Source organism: Microbulbifer sp. S227A (assembly GCF_049800935.1).
Map to the genome: position 1 here is coordinate 131,171 of NZ_JBNAFZ010000005.1, position 18,166 is coordinate 149,336.

The window sequence follows — 18,166 nt, forward strand, 5'->3', positions numbered from 1 at the left end:
TTCAGGCTGCTCCTTTTGCCTTATGTGCCCACGTGGTGGTGGCGAGCGGTTGTCCGGCGACAAAGCTGCCGGCCCCCAACATGTCGCCGATGCGCAGGCATTCATTCCATTTCGCCATTCGTTCCGAGCGGGTGAAAGACCCGACCTTGAGCTGTGCCGCCCCGAACCCGACCGCCATGTGGCTGATCGAGACATCCTCGGTCTCGCCCGAGCGGGCGGACACGATGGTGCCATAGCCCGCGGATTTGGCCGCCCGCAGGCAGTCGAGCGATTCCGTCACCGTGCCCGCCTGGTTCACCTTGATCAGCACCGCGTTGCAGGCCCGGTCCGCCACCGCCTCTTCGAGCAGGGTCGCGTTGGTCACCAGGTAATCGTCGCCGATGATCTGCACGCGGTTGCCGAATTCGCGGGTAAAGGCCTGCATCCCGTCGCGGTCATCCTCGGCAAGCGGGTCCTCGATGCTCATGATCGGGTAATCGTCGAGCCAGCGGCCCAAAAGGCGGATCAGCTCGTCACGACCCAGTTCGCGATCTTCCAGGGCAAGGCGATAGCGGCCCTGGCTGCCGAATTCCGATGCCGCCACGTCGAGCGAGATCACCACCCGGTCGCCCGGTGTTTCACCGGCTAGTTCAATCGCCCTGACCAGGGTTTCAAGCGCCTCTTCGTTGTGGTCGAAGATCGGCCACCAGCCCCCCTCGTCCGCCACCCCGGCAAGATTGCCCTTCTGCCCCATCAGGCTGCCGGCGGCGCGATAGACTTCCGAGGTGATTTCCATCACCTCGTCAAAGCTGGTCGCGCCGGGCACCATCACCATGAAATCCTGGATGTCGACCCGCCGCCCCGCATGGGCACCACCGCCGAAAATCTGGATCTCGGGCAAGGGCAGGCTCGGCTCTGCGCCGGCAAGATCGGCGCAATGCCGCCAGAGCGGCACCGATTTGGCGGCAGCCCCGGCATGCATCACCGCCAGCGAGGCGGCGACCGTGGCGTTGCCGCCAAGCCGGTCCTTGAGCGCGCTGTCATCCAGCGCCAGGATCGCCCGGTCGGCGGCGGTCTGGTCGGTGGCGTCGAGACCCACGAGCGCCGGGGCAATGAGTTCGCGCACATTCGCCACCGCGTGCTGCACATCCATTCCGGACAGTTTGTCACCGCCATCGCGCAGGTCGATGGCTTCTCGGGTGCCGCGCGAGGCACCGGCCGGTGCAATGGCCCGGCCACGGGCACCGCCGGCGGTTGCGATCTCGACCTCGACGGTCGGATTGCCGCGGCTGTCCCAGACCCGGCGTGCGGTAATGTCGCTGATTGAGCCGGTCACTCTATCCTCCAAATCTCATGTGTTCACGTGAACATTTCCCAATTTGGCGACTCGGTCAAGGGAAAAATCGTCACCGGACCCTGAGAGACAGCGCCGCAAGGTGTCAGGATGATAGCGGTATCAGGGCGATTTCACCGGGCCGGCGCGCGCACCCGCATTGCGGGGCCGGGTGAAGCCGGGCTTGGCGGGGCCTGTTCGAATCGGGCCTGCTCGCCCCATCCGGCCCCCAATATCGGGATCAGGGCCGTGGCGCCGCGATCCGTTCGCGCGCGTCGGCCATTTCCCGCAGGTGGATGCCCAGCAGGACAAGGCAGGGCCAGAGCATGTAGGCCTCGATTTCCAGGTTCTCGCCAAAGGACAAGAGGACAAAGGTCATCAGGATGCCGAGCGGCAGCCGGCCACGCGGATGGCGCGCGGCATCGACCATGACCACCCCGATATGCCACAGCAATGGCACAAGCAGCGCCAGGAATCCCACCAACCCCTTGACGAACAACAGCCCGTACCACGTGTGATGGCTGCCGATGGGCATGTATTCGACCGCGTGCGACCCCGGATGCACGGTGCCATGACCAAACCAGACGGCTTCGTTCTGCCAGCGTTCCCAGGCGATGCGTTGCAGGGTTTCGCGCACCCGCGTGCTGTCGGCGCGGGCGTTTTTAAAGGTGGAGACCGCATCGCCCAGAAAGGTCACCACCGCCGTGCCGATCACCGCGAGCGACGCGGTCAGCGCCGCGACCATGTACCAGGCCCATCCGCGCAGGATAAGCGGCAACATGCGCGGCCCGATGGTGCAGGCCACCAGCCCCACCAGCCCCATGCGGGACTTCGACGCGAAGATCATCAGGATACCCGCGCCGATGCCCGCCGCTTTCCATTTGTTGTCCTTTTCCTCGAGCGCGAACAGCACCATGATCACGCCCAGCAGCGCGGCAAAGGGCGACCACGGGGCATAGAACTGCCAGCGTGGGGTCCAGCTGGCGGGGTCGAAGGTAAAGAAATAGACGGTGAAATATTCCGGACCCGGCCCGCCCACGGCCTTGAGCGGCGAGGTGAAAATGCGTTCCGGCAGGCCGATATAGGGTGCGGCCAGCAGGATCGGGGCCAGCGCCAGGGTCCAGGCGCCCACCACGCATTGCCCCCGGATCAGGACCGAGCGGCGGATCGGCAGCACCGCCCCGACCAGCGGAAAGAGCGCCAGAAGCGCCCAGCCCTTGGCCCAGCCGATCGAGGATTTGATGGTCTTCTTGAGGCCCAGCCCCCAGTCAAGATGCCCGAGCCACAGCGTCACAAGCATGACGAACATGCCCAGGAACCATGCCCAGACCAGCGGCGGAACCGGCCCCGTGGCGCGCAGATCGTCGCGCATGGCGGGGCCGAGATAGAGAGAGAGCGCCGCCATCGCCCCCATGATCCAAGCCAGCACCGGACCCACCACATAGAGCGCGCCCAGGAAATAGAACGGCCAGGTCCAGATCAGCGTCTTGTACAGCCATCGTTCCGCGGGGTTCTCGGGGGTCATGACGGGGTCTTGGGCCTTGCGACGATGCGGCTGATCAGGGCGGACCGGATCCAGCCAAGCGCGAGACCAATCAACAGCATGAAAGTCGCGGCACCGCCAGCGGCAATCGCCAGCTTGCGGTTCGGTGATGACGGGCGGTCGGGCAGTGACGGGTTCTCAAGCACCTGCACCAGCGGGTAGGAGGCGTAGACATCGGATTTGGTCGATTGGGTGCGGGCGATGGCGCTGGCGAAAACCGCTTCCGCAACGGTGAAATCGCGTTGCAAATCCTGGAGCCGGGCCGCCGCCGGGGCAATGTCGAGCAGCGCCGCCTGTTCCGATTGCAGGCGCGACGACAGGGTTTCAAACTGGCGCGCGGCCCCTGCCCGGTCGGCATCCATGCGCACGAGGTCGGCCAGAAGCTGGGCGCGTGCGCCTTCGGGCGCAAGGTCGAGCGCCGCGAGCTGTGCCAGTGCCAGCCCGGTGACACGGGCGGCCCGCGCCAGCGCGGCATTGGCCGACACCGCATGGGCGGAGCGTGCCTCCTGAACCTTGGGATGCCCCTCGCCATATTGGCCGCGCGCCTCGGCAAGGGCGGCGGCGTGCAGGCCGATTTCATCGGTCAGCGCCAGGAATTCGGCATCGGCAAACAGTTTGAGCGTCGCCGCCGCCGCGCTGGCCGGAATGCCCAGCGTGGCCTCCAGGGTGGCGACGTTCTGGCGTTTCTCTTCGAGCGCCGCCGCCAGGTCGCGTACCCGGCTTTCCAGCAGCCGCGTGCTCTCGACCATCGCGTCGAACTGGTCCGCCGACATCAGCCCGGTCTCGGCCTGAAGCGCGGCAATGTCGTTGCGTGTCACCGCCACAGACTCGCGATAATCGGCGATTGCGGCAAGGCCGCTGTCCTCGCGGGTGTCCTGTTCGTCGGCGCGCAGGGCATCGAGCTCGGCAAAGAACGCATCCAGCAACGCATTGCCCCGCGCCTGGGCGTTTTCCGGGGTGCCGCCGGTCATTTCCACATGGATCAGGCTGGTCTGGTCAACCAGCTCAATGCGCGGCTTGCCGAAATCGGCCAGCGTCATGTCCAGCGACGTCGCGGCGGCGTCCAGGATACGTTCGGCCCCGATCAGGCGCTTATAGGTCTCGGTGGGGCTGACCGAGTTGCTGGAAAACGCGGAATTGGCATAGGAAGATGCCTGGCCGATCCCGTTCAGGTTCATTGACGCCGACGCGCCCGAGCCGGGCAGGATGAGCGATACCGACGATTTGTAGCTGAGCGGCGCGGTGCGCAGATAGCCCACGATGGGCGCCCAGATCAGGGTGGCACCCAGCAGCGCAAAGGCGGCATAGCGCGGGAACCGGCCCAGGTCGCTGACGGCGCCGCCGACCAGGATACGGCCAAGCGAAATCCGGCGGCGCGGGGGGGCGGTCAGTGTCTCTTGCATGGTCATCGGGCATCTCCTTTGACCCCTGCATACAAGGCGGGCGCGCGCAATTCGCCTCCGCACGCGGGTAGCCCGGCGGGCATCCGGGATATCCGCCTATCCTTTCGGACAGGGCAATCAGAAAAGCCCGGCCTCGCGCGCGATCAGCGCCGCCTGCGTGCGGTTTGAGGCGTCGATCTTGCGATACAGTGTTTTCATATGCAGCTTGACCGTGGGTTCGCTGATGTCGAAATCGCGGGCGATTTCCTTGTTCGACTTGCCTTCGGTCAGCCCCTTGAGCATCTGAAGCTCGCGCTCCGACAGCTTGTCGGCCAGCGGATGCGACGGCCCGGTCTCTTCCGCGGTCATGAAATCGAGCGGGGCGTATTGTTCCCCCATCGCCATGAACTTGACGGCGTTGACCATGGATTTTGCCGGCAGGGTCTTGGGCACGAACCCGGCGGCACCGGCATCCAGTGCCTGTTGCGCGATCTCCTTGGTGGCCTCTCCGGACATCAGCGCGACCCGCTGCCCGCCTTCGAATTCCAGCGCGCGGGACAGGCCCGATAGCCCGTTCATCCCCGGCATGTTCAGGTCCAGCAGGACCAGGTCAAAGGGGCCATCACTCTGGATAAGGGCACAGGCGGCGTCGAAATCCGCCGCGGTGGCGGTTTCGAATCCCCCCTGCCCCTCGAGAAACAGAACCAGCGTGTCACGCAGCAGATCGTGGTCATCCGCGATCAGTATTTTCATGTTCGGAAACCCTTTTTTGAATCATTGGTAGCCAGTTCACGCAGGGATTGCATCAAAAACCCGTGCGCGTCTGGTCAGGAACCTATCCCGAACGGATAGGACGGTGCGCGCCCGGATGGCCGGGCTTGTCCGCCCGCATGGTTGGCCAGACCAACGCCCCCCTCAACTGTCCGTCCGCCACGTTGAGATGAAACCGGCAATCGATCACCAATTGGTCAAGTCACCGAAACGAGGATCGACGCCATGAAACATACTGATTTCCAAACCGAATTTGCTCTGTCCGCTCCGGTCGTCGCAGCGTGTGTGAACACCCGGCGCATCTCGGCTCTTGGTCTCGACCTGGTGGATGACACGGCGGAACAGACCATCGCGGCGGTGCTGGCTCCGGGCCGTCGCCGGGTGTTTTTCATGAACGCGCATTGCTGCAATATTCAGCACCGCAATGCCGAATATGACCGCGCGGTGGCCCGGGCCGACCTGCTGCTGCCCGATGGGATCGGTGTCGAACTGGCCGGCAAGATGCGCGGCGAGCAACTGAGCAGCAACCTGAACGGTACGGATTTTGTGCCCCGTATGCTGATCCGGGCGGCGCAGATGGGCAAATCGGTGTTCCTGTTCGGGGGCAAGCCGGGCACCGCCGAGGCCGCCGCCCGCCGGTTGCTGATCGATACGCCCGGTCTGCGTGTCGCCGGCACCCGCGATGGATATGACGGGGCCGCGAATACCGAGGCCGCAATTGCCGAGATCAACGCCAGCGGCGCGGATATCGTTCTGGTCGCGCTCGGGGTTCCGACACAGGAACTGTGGCTGCACCGCAATGCCGACAGGCTGACCGCCAGCCTGACCATGGGGGTCGGCGCGCTGTTCGATTTCCTGGCGGGCAATGTGGCACGGGCGCCCCGGCTGGTGCGCAAGGCGCGGATGGAATGGGGCTGGCGGCTGGCGATGGAGCCGCGCCGGATGGCGCGTCGCTATCTGCTGGGCAATCTGGAATTCATGGCCCGCGCGGCATGGCGCGCGGTGGCGATCGACAAGGGGGCGGCCCTGCAACAACGTCTGCTCGATCTTGTCGTGTCCTGCGTCGCGCTGATCCTGCTGGCCCCGGTCCTGTTGCTGACCATGCTGGCGGTGCGGCTGGACAGCCGTGGCCCCGCGCTGTTCGCGCAGACCCGCGTGGGCCGCGACGGCAGGCTGTTCACGCTATACAAGTTCCGTTCGATGCATATCGACGCCGAGGACCGCCGCGCCGCCTTGCTGTCGACATCGGATCGCGAGGGCATTTGCTTCAAGTCGCGCAACGACCCGCGTATCACCCGCGTCGGTCGGTTCATCCGCCGTTTTTCCATCGACGAACTGCCGCAGATCATCAACGTGTTCAAAGGTGAAATGTCGATCGTCGGCCCGCGCCCCGCGCTGCCTTCGGAAGTCGCCGCCTATCCGCCGCGCGCCCTTGGCCGGCTCGCCGTCAAGCCCGGCATCACCGGTGTCTGGCAGGTTTCGGGCCGTGCCGACATCCCGTTCGACCGGATGATCGAAATGGATATCGAATATGCCGGCACCCGCAACCTGGTCATGGATATCTTGTTGATCCTGATGACTTTTCGCGCGGTTGTTTCGGGTCGCGGCGCATATTGAGTTACGACCGGGCGGTTCTTTTTCTCTCTTGTTCCCTCTCACACGGGAATCGCCTGGTCGGGAATGGGCCTATCCGAACGGATAGGCCCATATCCGTCGTCGCCGTGGAGGCAACCGCCGAAACATGCAAGAACGGGGCATCATCAAATCGCGAGGTAAACCATGCGGATCACCACCATTGCCGCCTCTCTGTTCTCTCTTGCCATTGCCGGATCGGTCTGGGCAGAGGACCTCCCGGTGCCAACCGGTGACATCGTGCTGACGGTCTCGGGCAAGCTGGCGCATTCCAATGTTGACGACACCGCGCAATTCGATCTGGAATTGCTTGAAGAAATGCCGGTAACGCGTTTTGAAACATCGACAATATGGACAGAGGGCACGCAGGTTTTCGAAGGTGTCGAACTGGCCGATCTGGTCGAGCGCCTGGGGCTTGAGGGCGAGACGCTGTTTGCCAGCGCGATCAATGATTACACCGTTGAAATCCCGCTCAGCGACGCGGCCGAGGGTGGCCCGATCATCGCCTACCGGATTGATGGCAAGGAAATGTCGGTGCGCGAAAAAGGGCCGTTGTGGGTGATCTATCCCTATGACAAAAGTTCTGACTATCAGACCGAGGTGATCTATTCTCGCAGCATCTGGCAGCTTGACCGGATCGAAAGCCGTTAGGGCCTGACACCATCCGGGCCGCTGTTGCCCGGCCAGACCGGAGCCCGAGAGTGCCGCTGAGACGCCTGCCCCTTCGTATCCAGTATGTCGGTATGGTTTCGCTGGTCGTTCTGGGCATGGCGGTGTCGGTGTACCTGTCGCTGAACGTGGTGCGCGATCTCAGGCTGCTTGACGCGGCGCAATCGGACAATGTGCAATGGAGCCTGTCGCAGGCCGAGGTCGAGGCGCTGCGCTATCAGCAGGCGGTGGGCAAGAGCCTGGATGACCCCGGGGCCGACCTTCAGGACCTGCGCCGGGCCTTTGACATTTTCTATAGCCGGATCAACACGATCAAGACCGCGTCGATCTATGCCACCCTGCGCGAGGATGACATGCTGGCGCGGGATCTGGCGGTGGTCAGGGGGTTCCTGGATGACACGATTCCGCTGATCGACGGGTCGGACGAAACGCTGCGATGGGCGTTGCCGGGGCTTGAGGCCGAGGTCGCGGAGCTGCCGGTGCTGGTGCGGGCAATGTCGACGCGCGGGCTCAAGTATTTCGCGGAATGGGCCGATGAACAGCGCGAAACCGTGTCGCGCACCCTGTTGCAGCTCGGAGCGGCGGTTGCGGTTCTGATGCTGACGCTGATCTTTCTGGCGCTCAACCTTGGGTCGCTGAACCGGGCCAATGTGCGGCGTCGCCGGCAGGTCAAAGAGGCATCGCAACGCATGGAGGTCGTGATCGACACCGCGCTGGACGCGGTGATCGTCAGCGACATCAATGGCCAGGTGCTCGAATTCAATGCCGCGGCGGAACAGATTTTCGGCTATGATGCCGGCTATGCCATCGGCCGCAGCCTGGAGCAGCTGATCATCCCCGACAAGTACCGCGACGCGCATGTGGCGGGCATGAAGCGGATGCGCGAAAAGGGCGAAAAGCGGGTGGTCGGCAAGGGGCGCATCCGGCTCGAAGGCCGGCGCGCCAATGGCGAGGTGTTCCCGCTGGAATTCGCGATCCAGACCGCCGAAACCCGCAACGGACAGCTTTTTGTTGCCTTCCTGCGCGATATCACCGGGCTGGTCGAGGCCGAGAACGAACTGGTGGCGGCACGGGATCAGGCGCTGGCGAACGAACGGGCCAAGACCGAGTTCCTTGCCACCATGAGCCACGAGATCCGTACCCCGCTGAACGGGTTGCTGGGCAACCTGTCCTTGCTGGAAGAAACCCGCCTGGGCGAGCGCCAGCAGCTCTATGTGCAGAACATGAACACCTCGGGCGAATTGCTGCTGCGCCACGTGTCGGACGTGCTGGACATCACCAAATACGATGCGGGCAAGCTGCAATTGCACTTGGCTCCGATGAACCTGGGCAAGCTTGTACAGGATATCATCGACAACCAGGGCGGCGCGGCGGCGGCGAATGGGACCGACCTGAGCTGGGGCTGGGACGGGGCGGCGCAGGATTGGATCGTGTCCGATTCCGATCGTCTCCAGCACGTGCTGATGAATATCATCGGCAACGCGGTCAAGTTCACCCGCGCGGGCAGGGTCCGGGTCGATCTGCACCTGGCCGACAACGCGCCGCTGCTGTCAGAGCTTCGGATCGAGGTGCGCGATACCGGCATCGGCATGAGCGACGAGCTGCGCGCGCGCATCTTTGACGATTTCACCACCGGCGACAGCTCGTATGACCGGGCGGTGGGTGGCACCGGGCTCGGGCTGGGGATTGCCAAACGCTTTGTCGACGCGATGAAGGGCGAGATCGAGGTTGACAGCCGCCGGGGCGAAGGCAGCCGGTTTACCATCCGCCTGCCGGTACAGACCATCGACCCGCCAGAGGACGCAACGCCGGTCGAGCCCGCGCAGACCGAACGTGTTACGGGCGCGCGGATCCTGCTGGTCGAGGACAATGCGATCAACCGTTTCGTGGCCGGAGAGATGCTGGCGGCTGGCGGCCACACGGTCGAAGAGGCGCATGACGGCCAGCAGGCGGTCGAGATGGCGGCGCGGTCGCGCTATGACCTGATCCTGATGGATATCAGCATGCCGGTGATGGACGGGCGCACCGCCACGCGAACCATTCGCGGCGGCGCGGGCCTGTCGTCCGGGGTGCCGATCGTGGCCCTGACCGCCAATGCCATGGAGAGCGAGCAGAAGGCGTTCATCGCGGACGGCATGAATGACGTGTTGATCAAGCCCTTGTCCCGCGACACCATGCTGCGGGTGATCTCGGACCAGGTCGGCCCGTTTTTCGGGGGCGGTGCCGAACCCGGACCGCAGGATGACGCCGGGGCGGTGGACCTGTCCTATATCGATGATCTGCGCGAGACCCTGGGGGCCGAGGCGGTCAACCGGTTGCTGACCTCCTTTGCGACCGAGGCGCAGGGGCTGCTGGACTGGCTTGCCGACGCGGCCACGCTGCCGCTGGACGAGATCGGCCAGCGCACCCATGCGATTGCGGGCAATGCCGCGATGCTGGGCACCCAGGAGCTTCACGCCGCCCTGCTGAACCTGGAAAACGCCGCCAAGGCCGGGGACCGGGCCGACGTGATCGACGGTTGCGGCGACCTGCAAGAGGCGTGGGAGCGGACCCGTCCGGCGCTTACTTGACCACCGCCGCCACCACCGCCGCGAGGCCGAGAACCCGGCCCAGCTCGGCAATGTTGGTGACCGTGCTGTCATAACAGACCAGTGCGTCGTCGGGCAGCAGGTAGGGATCGAAATCGTCCCGGTCCGCGCGCCGCAGCAGGTCTTCGATATTGCGTTCGATGACGATCGAGACATCGGTCACCGGATCGCGTGACACCAGCACCGATGAGCGGTCGGCGCTGGTCGAGCGCGCGCCGCCGACACAGTTGGTGTCGATCACCGCCTGCAGATAGCGTGTGCCATAGGGCACCTGGCGCACCTCCTGGCCGACCGCGGCAATGGCGTTGCCCGCCGCCGGCTGGGTCAGGTTGGACAGGTAGAGCGACACGCCCGGCGGGCTGATCGGGCTGGGCTGCATCAGGTCTTCCTGGAAACACCCACGGCTGGGCACGTCGATCTCATCGCCGGCAATCAGCATGACATCGGTGACGTTGCGCCCCTCAAGCACGCCGCGCATGTCGACCTCGTACAGGGTGCCGCCGCGCCGCAGCTGTACCGCCGAAAGATCGGCATCGGGTCGCACGCCCCCCGCCGCGCGCAGCGCCACGGACAGGTTGCGCCCTTCGGTCGATGCGCCAAGCGCCGCTTGCCGCAGGCTGTCGACCTGATCGCCCTGGATGCCGCCGATTTCAACCGCGTGCGGTTCGAAAACCGCGCCCGACACGCCGACCAGGACCGAGGCGAAATCGGCAACCCGCACCGAGATGCGGGGCGCATCGACAAAGAAATCACCGGCCAGAAGCTCTTGGGCTATGTCGCTCTCGATCTCGTCGGTCGAGCGCCCCTGGGCGCGGACCGGCGACAGGAATGGCAGTTTCAGCGTGCCGTCACGGGACACCACGTAATTGCCGTTAAACGTGTCGTCATCGCCAATACGGATATCCACCAGATCGTTGCGCGACAGGCGTTCGCCGCGCAGCGCATAGGCCACCGCGCCGGTTCCCTTGCCGCCGCTGCCGCCGCGTGGCGGTTTGCAGCGCGAGGCGTTGATCTCGCTGGAGCGCAGGAAGCCGGCATTCGCGCGGCTGACATCGGGTGTGCGGTATTGTGCCTGATACCCCTCGCCGGTGCCGATCGCCGCGATGTTGTCGGGCGTGTCATAGGTGGCACAGCTTGTCAGGGCGACAACTGCAAGCAGGCAGGAACCATTCTTGAAAGGCATCATCCGGGACTGTCTCGATCTTGCCTGTGTTTTCCTTTTGATAGGCAATTTGCGCGCGCGGGTCGAGAAAACCTTGCGCGCTGGCAACTATCCGTTCGGATATGTGCTTGTCCGGTTGCACCAATCGACTGTCCGCCGGCGCGCGCGACAGGTGGTGGCCCCTGCCTTAGAACAGGGACAACCCAAGCAACGGAGCGGCCCATGCCCCTCAGCGCCTCGAATTTCGGATTTGCCCGCAACGTATTGGCCTATGGCGCGTCGGAAGTTGCCGCCAAGCTGTCGCGTCTCTTTGTGGTGATTGCCGTGGCGCGCACGCTGGATCTCGACCAGATCGGCATGGCGGCGGCGGCGCTGGCGGCGGCGGACATCCTGAAATCGCTCACTGAAAACGGCGTCAACCAGCGGATCATCTCGGCCAGCGAGGCCGATCTGGCCGCGACCTGCGCCACCGCGCATCGCATTTTCTGGACCTGGTGCGTCGGCCTGTTCCTGGCGCAATCGCTGATCGGGCTGGTCATCTATGCCGCCGGCGGCAGCTTGCTGCTGCTGGTGATGATCCTGCTGCTGGCTGGCGAATACCTGTTCATGCCCGCCGGCCTGGTGCAGGCGGCGCTGGCCATGCGCAATGGCAAGCTGAACCAGACCGCGGCCATCGCCGGGGCCCAGGTCGTCGGCGCGAACCTGATGTCGGTGGCGCTGGTCATGGCGTGGCCTTCGGCGCTGGCGCTGATCCTGCCGCGGCTGCTGACCGCGCCGTTCTGGCTGGTGTCGATGCGTCGCCTGAACCCTTGGCAGATCGACCTGTCGCAAGGCCGCGCGCCACTGCGCCCGTTCCTGCGCTATGGTGCATCGGTGCTGGGGGTCGAGCTGGTCAAGGCGCTGCGCCTTCAGGCGGACAAGCTGATTGTCGGGGCGATGATGGGGGCCGAGGCGCTCGGGCTGTATTTCATGGCCTTCAACGCTGGCCTCAGCCTCGCGAACTCATTCTCGGTTGCCTTTTCGACCGTGCTTTTCCCGCATCTCTGCGCCCATGAGAACAAGCGCGTCGCCCTGCGTCAGGGGGCCACCGTGGCCATGGCGATGATCGCGCCCGCCGTGGTCCTGCAGGCGATCATGGCACCCTATTACGTGCCGGTGCTTTTCGGCGCGGGCTATGAGGGGCTGCACCAGATCGTGTCGATCCTTTGCCTCGTGGCGATCCCCTCTACCCTGTGGTCGGCGGCGGCGGGGTGGCTGCGCGCCACCAACCGTCCGCAGGTCGAACTGCTGGTGACCATCGTTCTGACCATCGCCCTGATGGCCAATACCGCCCTGCTCGCCCCGTTTGGCCTGGTCCCGGTGGCCACCGGATATGCCGTCATCGCGGCGATCGTGATGGTCGGTGCCGCGCTTCCCGTCTTTCTCCCGGCCTTTGGCCTGAAACTTGCAAAGGTCTGATCCATGCCACGTTTTTCGATCATCATCCCCTGTTACAACGCCGCCGCCACCTTGCCCGCAACGCTGGCGAGCCTCGTGGCCCAGACCGACAGCGACTGGGAAGCGATCTGTGTGGATGACGGTTCGTCCGACGACACCCGGCGCATCGTGCGCGAAGCCGCCGCCGATGATCGTCGCATCCACCTGGTGCGCAACACCGGCAAAGGCCCCAGCATGGCGCGCAATCTTGGCGCGATCGCCATGGCATCCGGCGAGATCGTCGCCTTTTGCGATGCCGATGACCTGTGGGTCAAAGACAAGCTGGCCCAGCTGCGCGTCGCCCTTGCCGATGATGCCATTGACGGCGTGTTTGGCCGGATCGGCTTTTTCCGCGACACGCCGCGCGATGCCAAGGTGTTTTCCACGGTGCCCAGCGGGGATCTGACCATCGACATGCTGCTGGGCGAGAACCCGGTCTGCACTATGTCAAACCTCGCGATCCGCCACGAGGCGGTGGTGGCCAGCGGAGGGTTTGACACGGAAATGGTGCATAACGAAGACTTGGAATGGCTGATCCGCCTGGTCGGCGGCGGCGCGCGCCTGGTCGGGGTCGATGCGCTGCACACCTGGTATCGCACCAGCGACAGCGGCCTTTCCGCCAACCTGCCCGCGATGCTGGCCGGGCGCGAACAGGCGCTGGCCACCGCGCTGCGATTTGGTGTCGAACCCAGCCGGGCCAGCCACGCGGTGCATCACCGGTATCTGGCCCGCCGGGCGCTGCGCCTGTCACATGGCCGCATTGCGCCGCTGCGCCACGCGCTCTCGGGCCTCGCCCACAGCCCCGCCGGGTTCATGACCCCCCTGCATCGCGGCGGCCTGACGCTGGCCGGCAGCCTCGCGGCGACGTTTCTCCCTCAGGGTGTGTCGCGCAAGTTGTTTTCCCGCTGATCCGAGTTTGTACTGATATACAGGAACCGAATCCCATGACCTTTGCCTCGATCGTCGTCCCCGCCTACAACGTGCAGAAAACCCTGGCCGAAACCCTGATTTCGCTGCTGGCGCAGACCCATCAGGCATTCGAGATCGTGCTGGTCAATGACGGTTCCACCGATGGAACGCTCGACATCGCCCGGCAATTTGCCACCGACCCGCGCCTGCGTATCATCACCCAGGCCAATCGCGGTCTGGCGGGTGCGCGCAACACCGGGATCGCGGCGGCGCGCGGCGAGGTGATCGGGTTTTGCGATTCCGACGACCTGTGGGACCCGAGAAAGCTCGCGGCCCACGTGGCGCACCTGGCGGCCAACCCGCATGTCGGTGTCAGCTATAGCGGTTCGGCGCTGATCGATGACGACAGCAACTCGCTGGGCCAGGCACAGCGCCCGCGACTGGCCGATGTGGACGCCGCGCATGTCTTTGCCCGCAATCCGATCGGCAACGGCTCGGCCCCGGTGATCCGCCGCGCGGTGTTCGACGACATCGCCTATCGCCCGGCACATGAAACCGGGCGTGACTGGTATTTCGACGAAACCTTTCGCCAGTCCGAAGACATCGAATGCTGGATGCGCATCGCGTTGAACACCAGTTGGGCTTTTGCGGGCGTCCCCGGCCTGCTCACGCTGTATCGCATCAACAATGGCGGCTTGTCGGCGGCAACGGACAAACAGCTGCAATCCTGGGAGCGTATGGTGACCAAGCTGGCGACAGGGCATCCCGGCTTCGTCGCCACCCACGCCCCGCGCGCCCGCGCCTACCAGTATCGCTATCTGGCGCGTCGCGCGATCAGCGACCTGGACACCGCGCGCGCCCTGCAACTGAGCCGCGCCTGGATCGCCGAATCCCGCGCGCCGCTGATCGAAGAGCCGGCGAAATCAGCCGTGACGCTGGCCGCGGCGGGGGTGCTGTCGCTGTTTGGTGGCGGCGTTCTGGGTGATGCGATCGTTGCATGGTCGCGGCTTGTGCGCCGCGAGGCCCGGTCGTGATGCGCCCGCGTGTGGTACACCTGGTCGACGATACCACCGCCGGCGGGGTCATGCGCGTGCTCGATTTCCTGTCCTCTTCCGCCGCCCTCGCCGAGGTCGCGGATCACGAGATCAGGACGATAGACCGGGGTCGCGCCTTGCCCGGGCGGATCGGCGCCGACATCATCGTGTCGCATCTGGCGATCAGCTGGCGGGCGCTGCCGATGCTGCTGGCGCTGCGGATGGGGCATGTCTATACTCCGCTGATCCATGTCGAACACAGCTATACCGAGAGGTTCGTCGCGCTGAACGTGCCGCGCAAACGCCGGTTCGCGACACTGCTCAAGACCAGCTATGCCCTGTTCAACCGCGTCGTCGCGGTCAGCAACGGCCAACGCGACTGGCTGTTGCGCCAAGGGCATGTGCGGGCCGACCGGGCAGTGACGATCCAGTCCTGCGTCGACCTGTCCGGCTTTCGCGCGGTTCCGGCAACCGGCAAGCCGCTGCGCGTGCTGGGGGCGATCGGACGGCTCGACCGGCAAAAGGGATTCGACCTGGCCATCCGGGCGCTGCGCCAGATGCCCAGCCTGCCCGTCGAACTGCATTTTTACGGGCAGGGCGATCAAGAGCCGCTCTTGCGCGAACTGGCCGATGGCGATGGGCGCATCCGCTTCATGGGGTTTGCCCCCGATCCCGTCGCCGCCATGGCCAGCGTCGATGCGGTGGTGATGCCCTCGAACTGGGAAGCCTACGGGCTGGTCGCCATCGAGGCGCTGAGCGCGCGCCGCCCAGTGCTGGTCAATGCCATCGACGGGCTGCTGGATCACCGGCAACATGGCGCGCGGGTGGTGCCCGAGATGACGGTCGCGGCATGGTCCAAGGCCATTCGTGAAATGGCCTTTGGGTCGCTCACCTTGCCGCAACCGGATGCGCCGCCCGATCTCGAACGGGTTTTCGAGCGCAAATGGAACGACCTGATCCGCGACCTCCACGGCCATGCGGGCTGAGGCCGCGCGGCGCGGGATCAGTGGCGGAACACGTCGCTCGATGTCACATCTGCCACGTCGGTGCGCCCGGCCAGGCCCATGGTGGTTCTGAGCTCTTTTTCCAGGATGCCCAGCAGCGTGGTGATGCCGTCTTCGCCCATCGCGCCAAGCGCATAGACCATCGCCCGGCCCAGCATCGTGCCCGAGGCCCCCATCGCCAGCGCGCGGAACATGTCCTGGCCGCTGCGCACGCCGCTGTCGATCACCAGCTCCATCCGGTCGCCCACGGCGTCGGCGATTTTCGGCAGGTAGGCGATCGAGCTTGACGCCCCGTCCTGCTGGCGGCCACCGTGATTGGACACGATGATGCCGTCGACACCCAGGCCGGCGGCGATCTGGGCGTCTTCCACGTCCATGATGCCTTTCAGGATCAGCGGGCCGTCCCATTCCTTGCGGAAGGTCTCGATATCCGCCCAGGTCAGCGACGGGTCAACCTGTTCCGAGGCCCAGGTCAGCAGGCTGTTCAGATCGTCCACCCCCTTGGCATGGCCGATGACATTGCCAAACGACTTGTAAGGCGTGCGCGCCATCCGCAGGCCCCAGCCCGGCTTGGTTGCGAGATCGACCAGGTTGGCGAGCGTCGGGCGGATCTTGATCGACAGCCCGTTCTTGATGTCCTTGTGGCGCTGGCCCAGCATCGGCAGGTCCATCGTCACCACCAGCGCCGAACAGCCCGCCGCCTTGGCTCGCCGGATCAGGTCGATGTTGAATGCGCGATCCTTGACCACGTAAAGCTGGAACCAGAACGGCGTGTTGGTTGCCCCGGCCACGTCCTCGATGGAACAGATCGACATGGTCGACAGGGTGAATGGCACCCCATAGGCCTCGGCGGCGCGGGCCACCTTGATCTCGCCTGCCGCATGCTGGATGCCCAACATGCCGACCGGGGCGAAACAGACGGGCAGCCTGGCCTTTTGCCCGAACAGCGTGGTATTCATCCGCACGTCCGAGATGTCGATGCCGACCCGCTGGCGGATCAGCAGGTCGCCGAAATCCGCCTCGTTGGCGCGGTAGGTCGATTCCGAGTATGACCCGGCATCCGCATAGTCGCAGAACATCTTGGGCACGCGGCGTTTATAGAGCTGGCGAAAATCCTCAACACAGGTGATCGTGGTCATGTCGTGCTCCTATGCCATGCCGACCTGAACGCCGTTCGGACGCATGTCGTCGGGGCGGGTCATCAGGATCGCGGTCAACTCTTCGCGCATCGCCGCATGGTCCGGGTCGTCAAACAGGTTGGTCAGCTCGTCGGGGTCGGCGGCGAGGTCATACATCTCGCCCGCGCCGGATTTCAGGTCCATGGTCAGCTTGGTGGTCCGGGTGCGCACCGTGCGCAGGCTGAGCCCGACACCGACACGACCGGGCAGCAATTCCCATTCGCTGAACGCCGCGTCGCGCTCGGCTTCGTCGCTGATCACGTCACGCATGGATACGCCATGCAGGTCCATCAGGCTTTCGGCACCGGCCCAGTCCAGGAAGGTCGCGCCAAGATCCAGGGTCGACAGCGGCTGGTCGCTGGTCTTGCCGACCGGCACATCCGGCCCCTTGACGATCGCCTTGACGTTCAGCAGCCCCTCGAACGGCATCGGCCCCTTCAGAACCATGCCATGATCGCCCAGCCAGTCGCCGTGGTCGGCGGTGTAGACGATATAGGTATTGTCGGCCAGGCCCTGTGCCTCAAGCTCGGTCAGGATGCGCCCGACCGAATGGTCGATCAGCGCCAGCTGTCCATAGGTGTTGGCAATCACCTCGCGCAGGTGTTCGTCCGACAGTTCCGGCATCCGCGAATAGGCCTCGCGGATCGAGCGGTGCTCTTCGGGGATCTCGGATTCCAGCGCCGCCTTGTGCCACCACGGGCGGCCTTCGAAATTCCGTTTGCGGTGCTCGGGCAGATCCACGTCCTCGGGCCGGTGCAGCGAGGCCCAGGGCTCGGGCGCGTCGAACGGGTGATGCGGATCGGGAAACGACACCCACAGGCAGAACGGCGCGTCGCGCTCCTGGCGCAGATAGTCGATGGTGCGGTCGGCGATCCAGGTCGAATTGTGCCAGGCCACCGGCAGCTTGGACGACCAGGTCTGCGGCGCGCCCTTGTGGTCGCGATTGCTCTCCCACAGCAGCTTGTTCTTGAGATCGCCGCGCCCGTCGCCGTAATACCATTCCTCATAGGCCAGCCCCGCGGGCGGCTTCTCGGGCAGCCACCAGTTGTGGCCGATATGGGTCAGCTCGACGTGATCAAAGCCCATATAGGGTCCGCGCCAGCCTTCGGGAATGTCACGGGTGCCCGGAATGCTCTCGGGGGTGCGGTGATCGCCGAACACGTGATAGGTCGAGAAATGCGCCTTGCCGATGATCCCGGTATCATAGCCCGCCGCCGACAGCGAACCGGCAAAGCCCTTTTCGCCCAGCTCGGGGTCAAGGTCGATGCCGTTGTCATGCACGCCATGGGTGCGCGGCAACAACCCGGTCAGGATCGAGGCGCGCGCCGGCTGGCAGACCACACAGGGCGTGACCACGGTTTCCAGGCTGGTGCCTTCGCTGGCGAGGATGTCCAGATGCGGAGTCTGCACCTTGCGACCGCGAAAGCCATAGCAATCCCCGCGTTGCTGATCCGAGGTGATAAAGAGGATGTTCGGTCTGTCGGTCGATCCGGTCACGATATCTGA

General features: G+C 65.0%; 14 protein-coding genes. 7 read left to right on the forward strand and 7 right to left on the reverse strand.

Translation table 11 applies throughout. The annotated features are described in order from the left end of the window. Position 1 precedes the first annotated feature (1 nt). The 4 genes from eno to ACP15R_RS13800 form a co-directional block, all read right to left on the reverse strand. Positions 2-1,315 (reverse strand): phosphopyruvate hydratase, encoded by a 1,314-nt coding sequence (gene eno / locus ACP15R_RS13785; protein WP_424987003.1) that lies wholly within the window; start codon positions 1,313-1,315, stop codon positions 2-4. 238 nt (positions 1,316-1,553) lie between these two features. Continuing rightward, a complete protein-coding gene (locus ACP15R_RS13790) occupies positions 1,554-2,837 on the reverse strand; it encodes an O-antigen ligase family protein (RefSeq protein WP_424987004.1) in 1,284 nt (427 codons plus the stop codon). Next, on the reverse strand, positions 2,834-4,264 hold the full coding sequence (locus ACP15R_RS13795; protein WP_424987005.1) for a GumC family protein: 1,431 nt from the start codon (positions 4,262-4,264) through the stop codon (positions 2,834-2,836). The genes ACP15R_RS13790 and ACP15R_RS13795 overlap by 4 nt, the downstream gene beginning before the upstream one ends. A 111-nt stretch (positions 4,265-4,375) precedes the next feature. Next, positions 4,376-4,990 (reverse strand): response regulator transcription factor, encoded by a 615-nt coding sequence (locus tag ACP15R_RS13800; protein WP_424987006.1) that lies wholly within the window; start codon positions 4,988-4,990, stop codon positions 4,376-4,378. Between the two features lie 243 nt (positions 4,991-5,233). On the opposite strand from ACP15R_RS13800, the gene ACP15R_RS13805 reads away from it, so the two are divergent. The 3 genes from ACP15R_RS13805 to ACP15R_RS13815 all read left to right on the forward strand — a co-directional run bounded on the left by ACP15R_RS13805 (position 5,234) and on the right by ACP15R_RS13815 (position 9,879). Then, a complete protein-coding gene (locus tag ACP15R_RS13805) occupies positions 5,234-6,625 on the forward strand; it encodes a WecB/TagA/CpsF family glycosyltransferase (RefSeq protein ID WP_424987007.1) in 1,392 nt (463 codons plus the stop codon). A gap of 162 nt (positions 6,626-6,787) precedes the next feature. After that, a complete protein-coding gene (locus ACP15R_RS13810; RefSeq protein ID WP_424987008.1) occupies positions 6,788-7,291 on the forward strand; it encodes a molybdopterin-dependent oxidoreductase in 504 nt (167 codons plus the stop codon). A gap of 50 nt (positions 7,292-7,341) precedes the next feature. Then, complete coding sequence (locus ACP15R_RS13815) at positions 7,342-9,879, forward strand: ATP-binding protein (RefSeq protein WP_424987009.1); 2,538 nt, start codon at positions 7,342-7,344, stop codon at positions 9,877-9,879. Here ACP15R_RS13815 and ACP15R_RS13820 read toward each other — a convergent pair. Then, the gene (locus ACP15R_RS13820) at positions 9,872-11,083 is read right to left on the reverse strand and encodes a polysaccharide biosynthesis/export family protein (protein ID WP_424987010.1); all 1,212 of its coding nucleotides are present in this window, start codon (positions 11,081-11,083) and stop codon (positions 9,872-9,874) included. The genes ACP15R_RS13815 and ACP15R_RS13820 overlap by 8 nt on opposite strands. Before the next feature lie 198 nt (positions 11,084-11,281). On the opposite strand from ACP15R_RS13820, the gene ACP15R_RS13825 reads away from it, so the two are divergent. From ACP15R_RS13825 to ACP15R_RS13840, 4 genes are read left to right on the forward strand one after another with little or no spacing between them, the layout of a single operon-like run. Further along, positions 11,282-12,517 (forward strand): oligosaccharide flippase family protein, encoded by a 1,236-nt coding sequence (locus ACP15R_RS13825; protein WP_424987011.1) that lies wholly within the window; start codon positions 11,282-11,284, stop codon positions 12,515-12,517. Between the two features lie 3 nt (positions 12,518-12,520). After that, positions 12,521-13,444, forward strand: coding sequence for a glycosyltransferase family 2 protein (locus tag ACP15R_RS13830; protein ID WP_424987012.1), 924 nt, complete (start codon positions 12,521-12,523; stop codon positions 13,442-13,444). 35 nt (positions 13,445-13,479) lie between these two features. Then, entirely contained in the window at positions 13,480-14,478 is a 999-nt protein-coding gene (locus ACP15R_RS13835) for a glycosyltransferase family 2 protein (RefSeq protein WP_424987013.1), read from the forward strand. Beyond that, positions 14,478-15,464, forward strand: a complete 987-nt coding sequence (locus ACP15R_RS13840) for a glycosyltransferase family 4 protein (RefSeq protein ID WP_424987224.1) — start codon at positions 14,478-14,480, stop codon at positions 15,462-15,464. The genes ACP15R_RS13835 and ACP15R_RS13840 overlap by 1 nt, the downstream gene beginning before the upstream one ends. Positions 15,465-15,481: 17 nt before the next feature. Here the strand turns inward: ACP15R_RS13840 and ACP15R_RS13845 are convergent, their stop codons facing one another. Then, positions 15,482-16,621 carry an alpha-hydroxy acid oxidase gene (locus ACP15R_RS13845; protein ID WP_424987014.1) on the reverse strand — a complete coding sequence of 380 codons (1,140 nt, stop codon included), beginning with the start codon at positions 16,619-16,621 and terminating at the stop codon, positions 15,482-15,484. A gap of 9 nt (positions 16,622-16,630) precedes the next feature. After that, positions 16,631-18,157 carry a sulfatase-like hydrolase/transferase gene (locus ACP15R_RS13850; RefSeq protein ID WP_424987015.1) on the reverse strand — a complete coding sequence of 509 codons (1,527 nt, stop codon included), beginning with the start codon at positions 18,155-18,157 and terminating at the stop codon, positions 16,631-16,633. Positions 18,158-18,166: the final 9 nt, after the last annotated feature.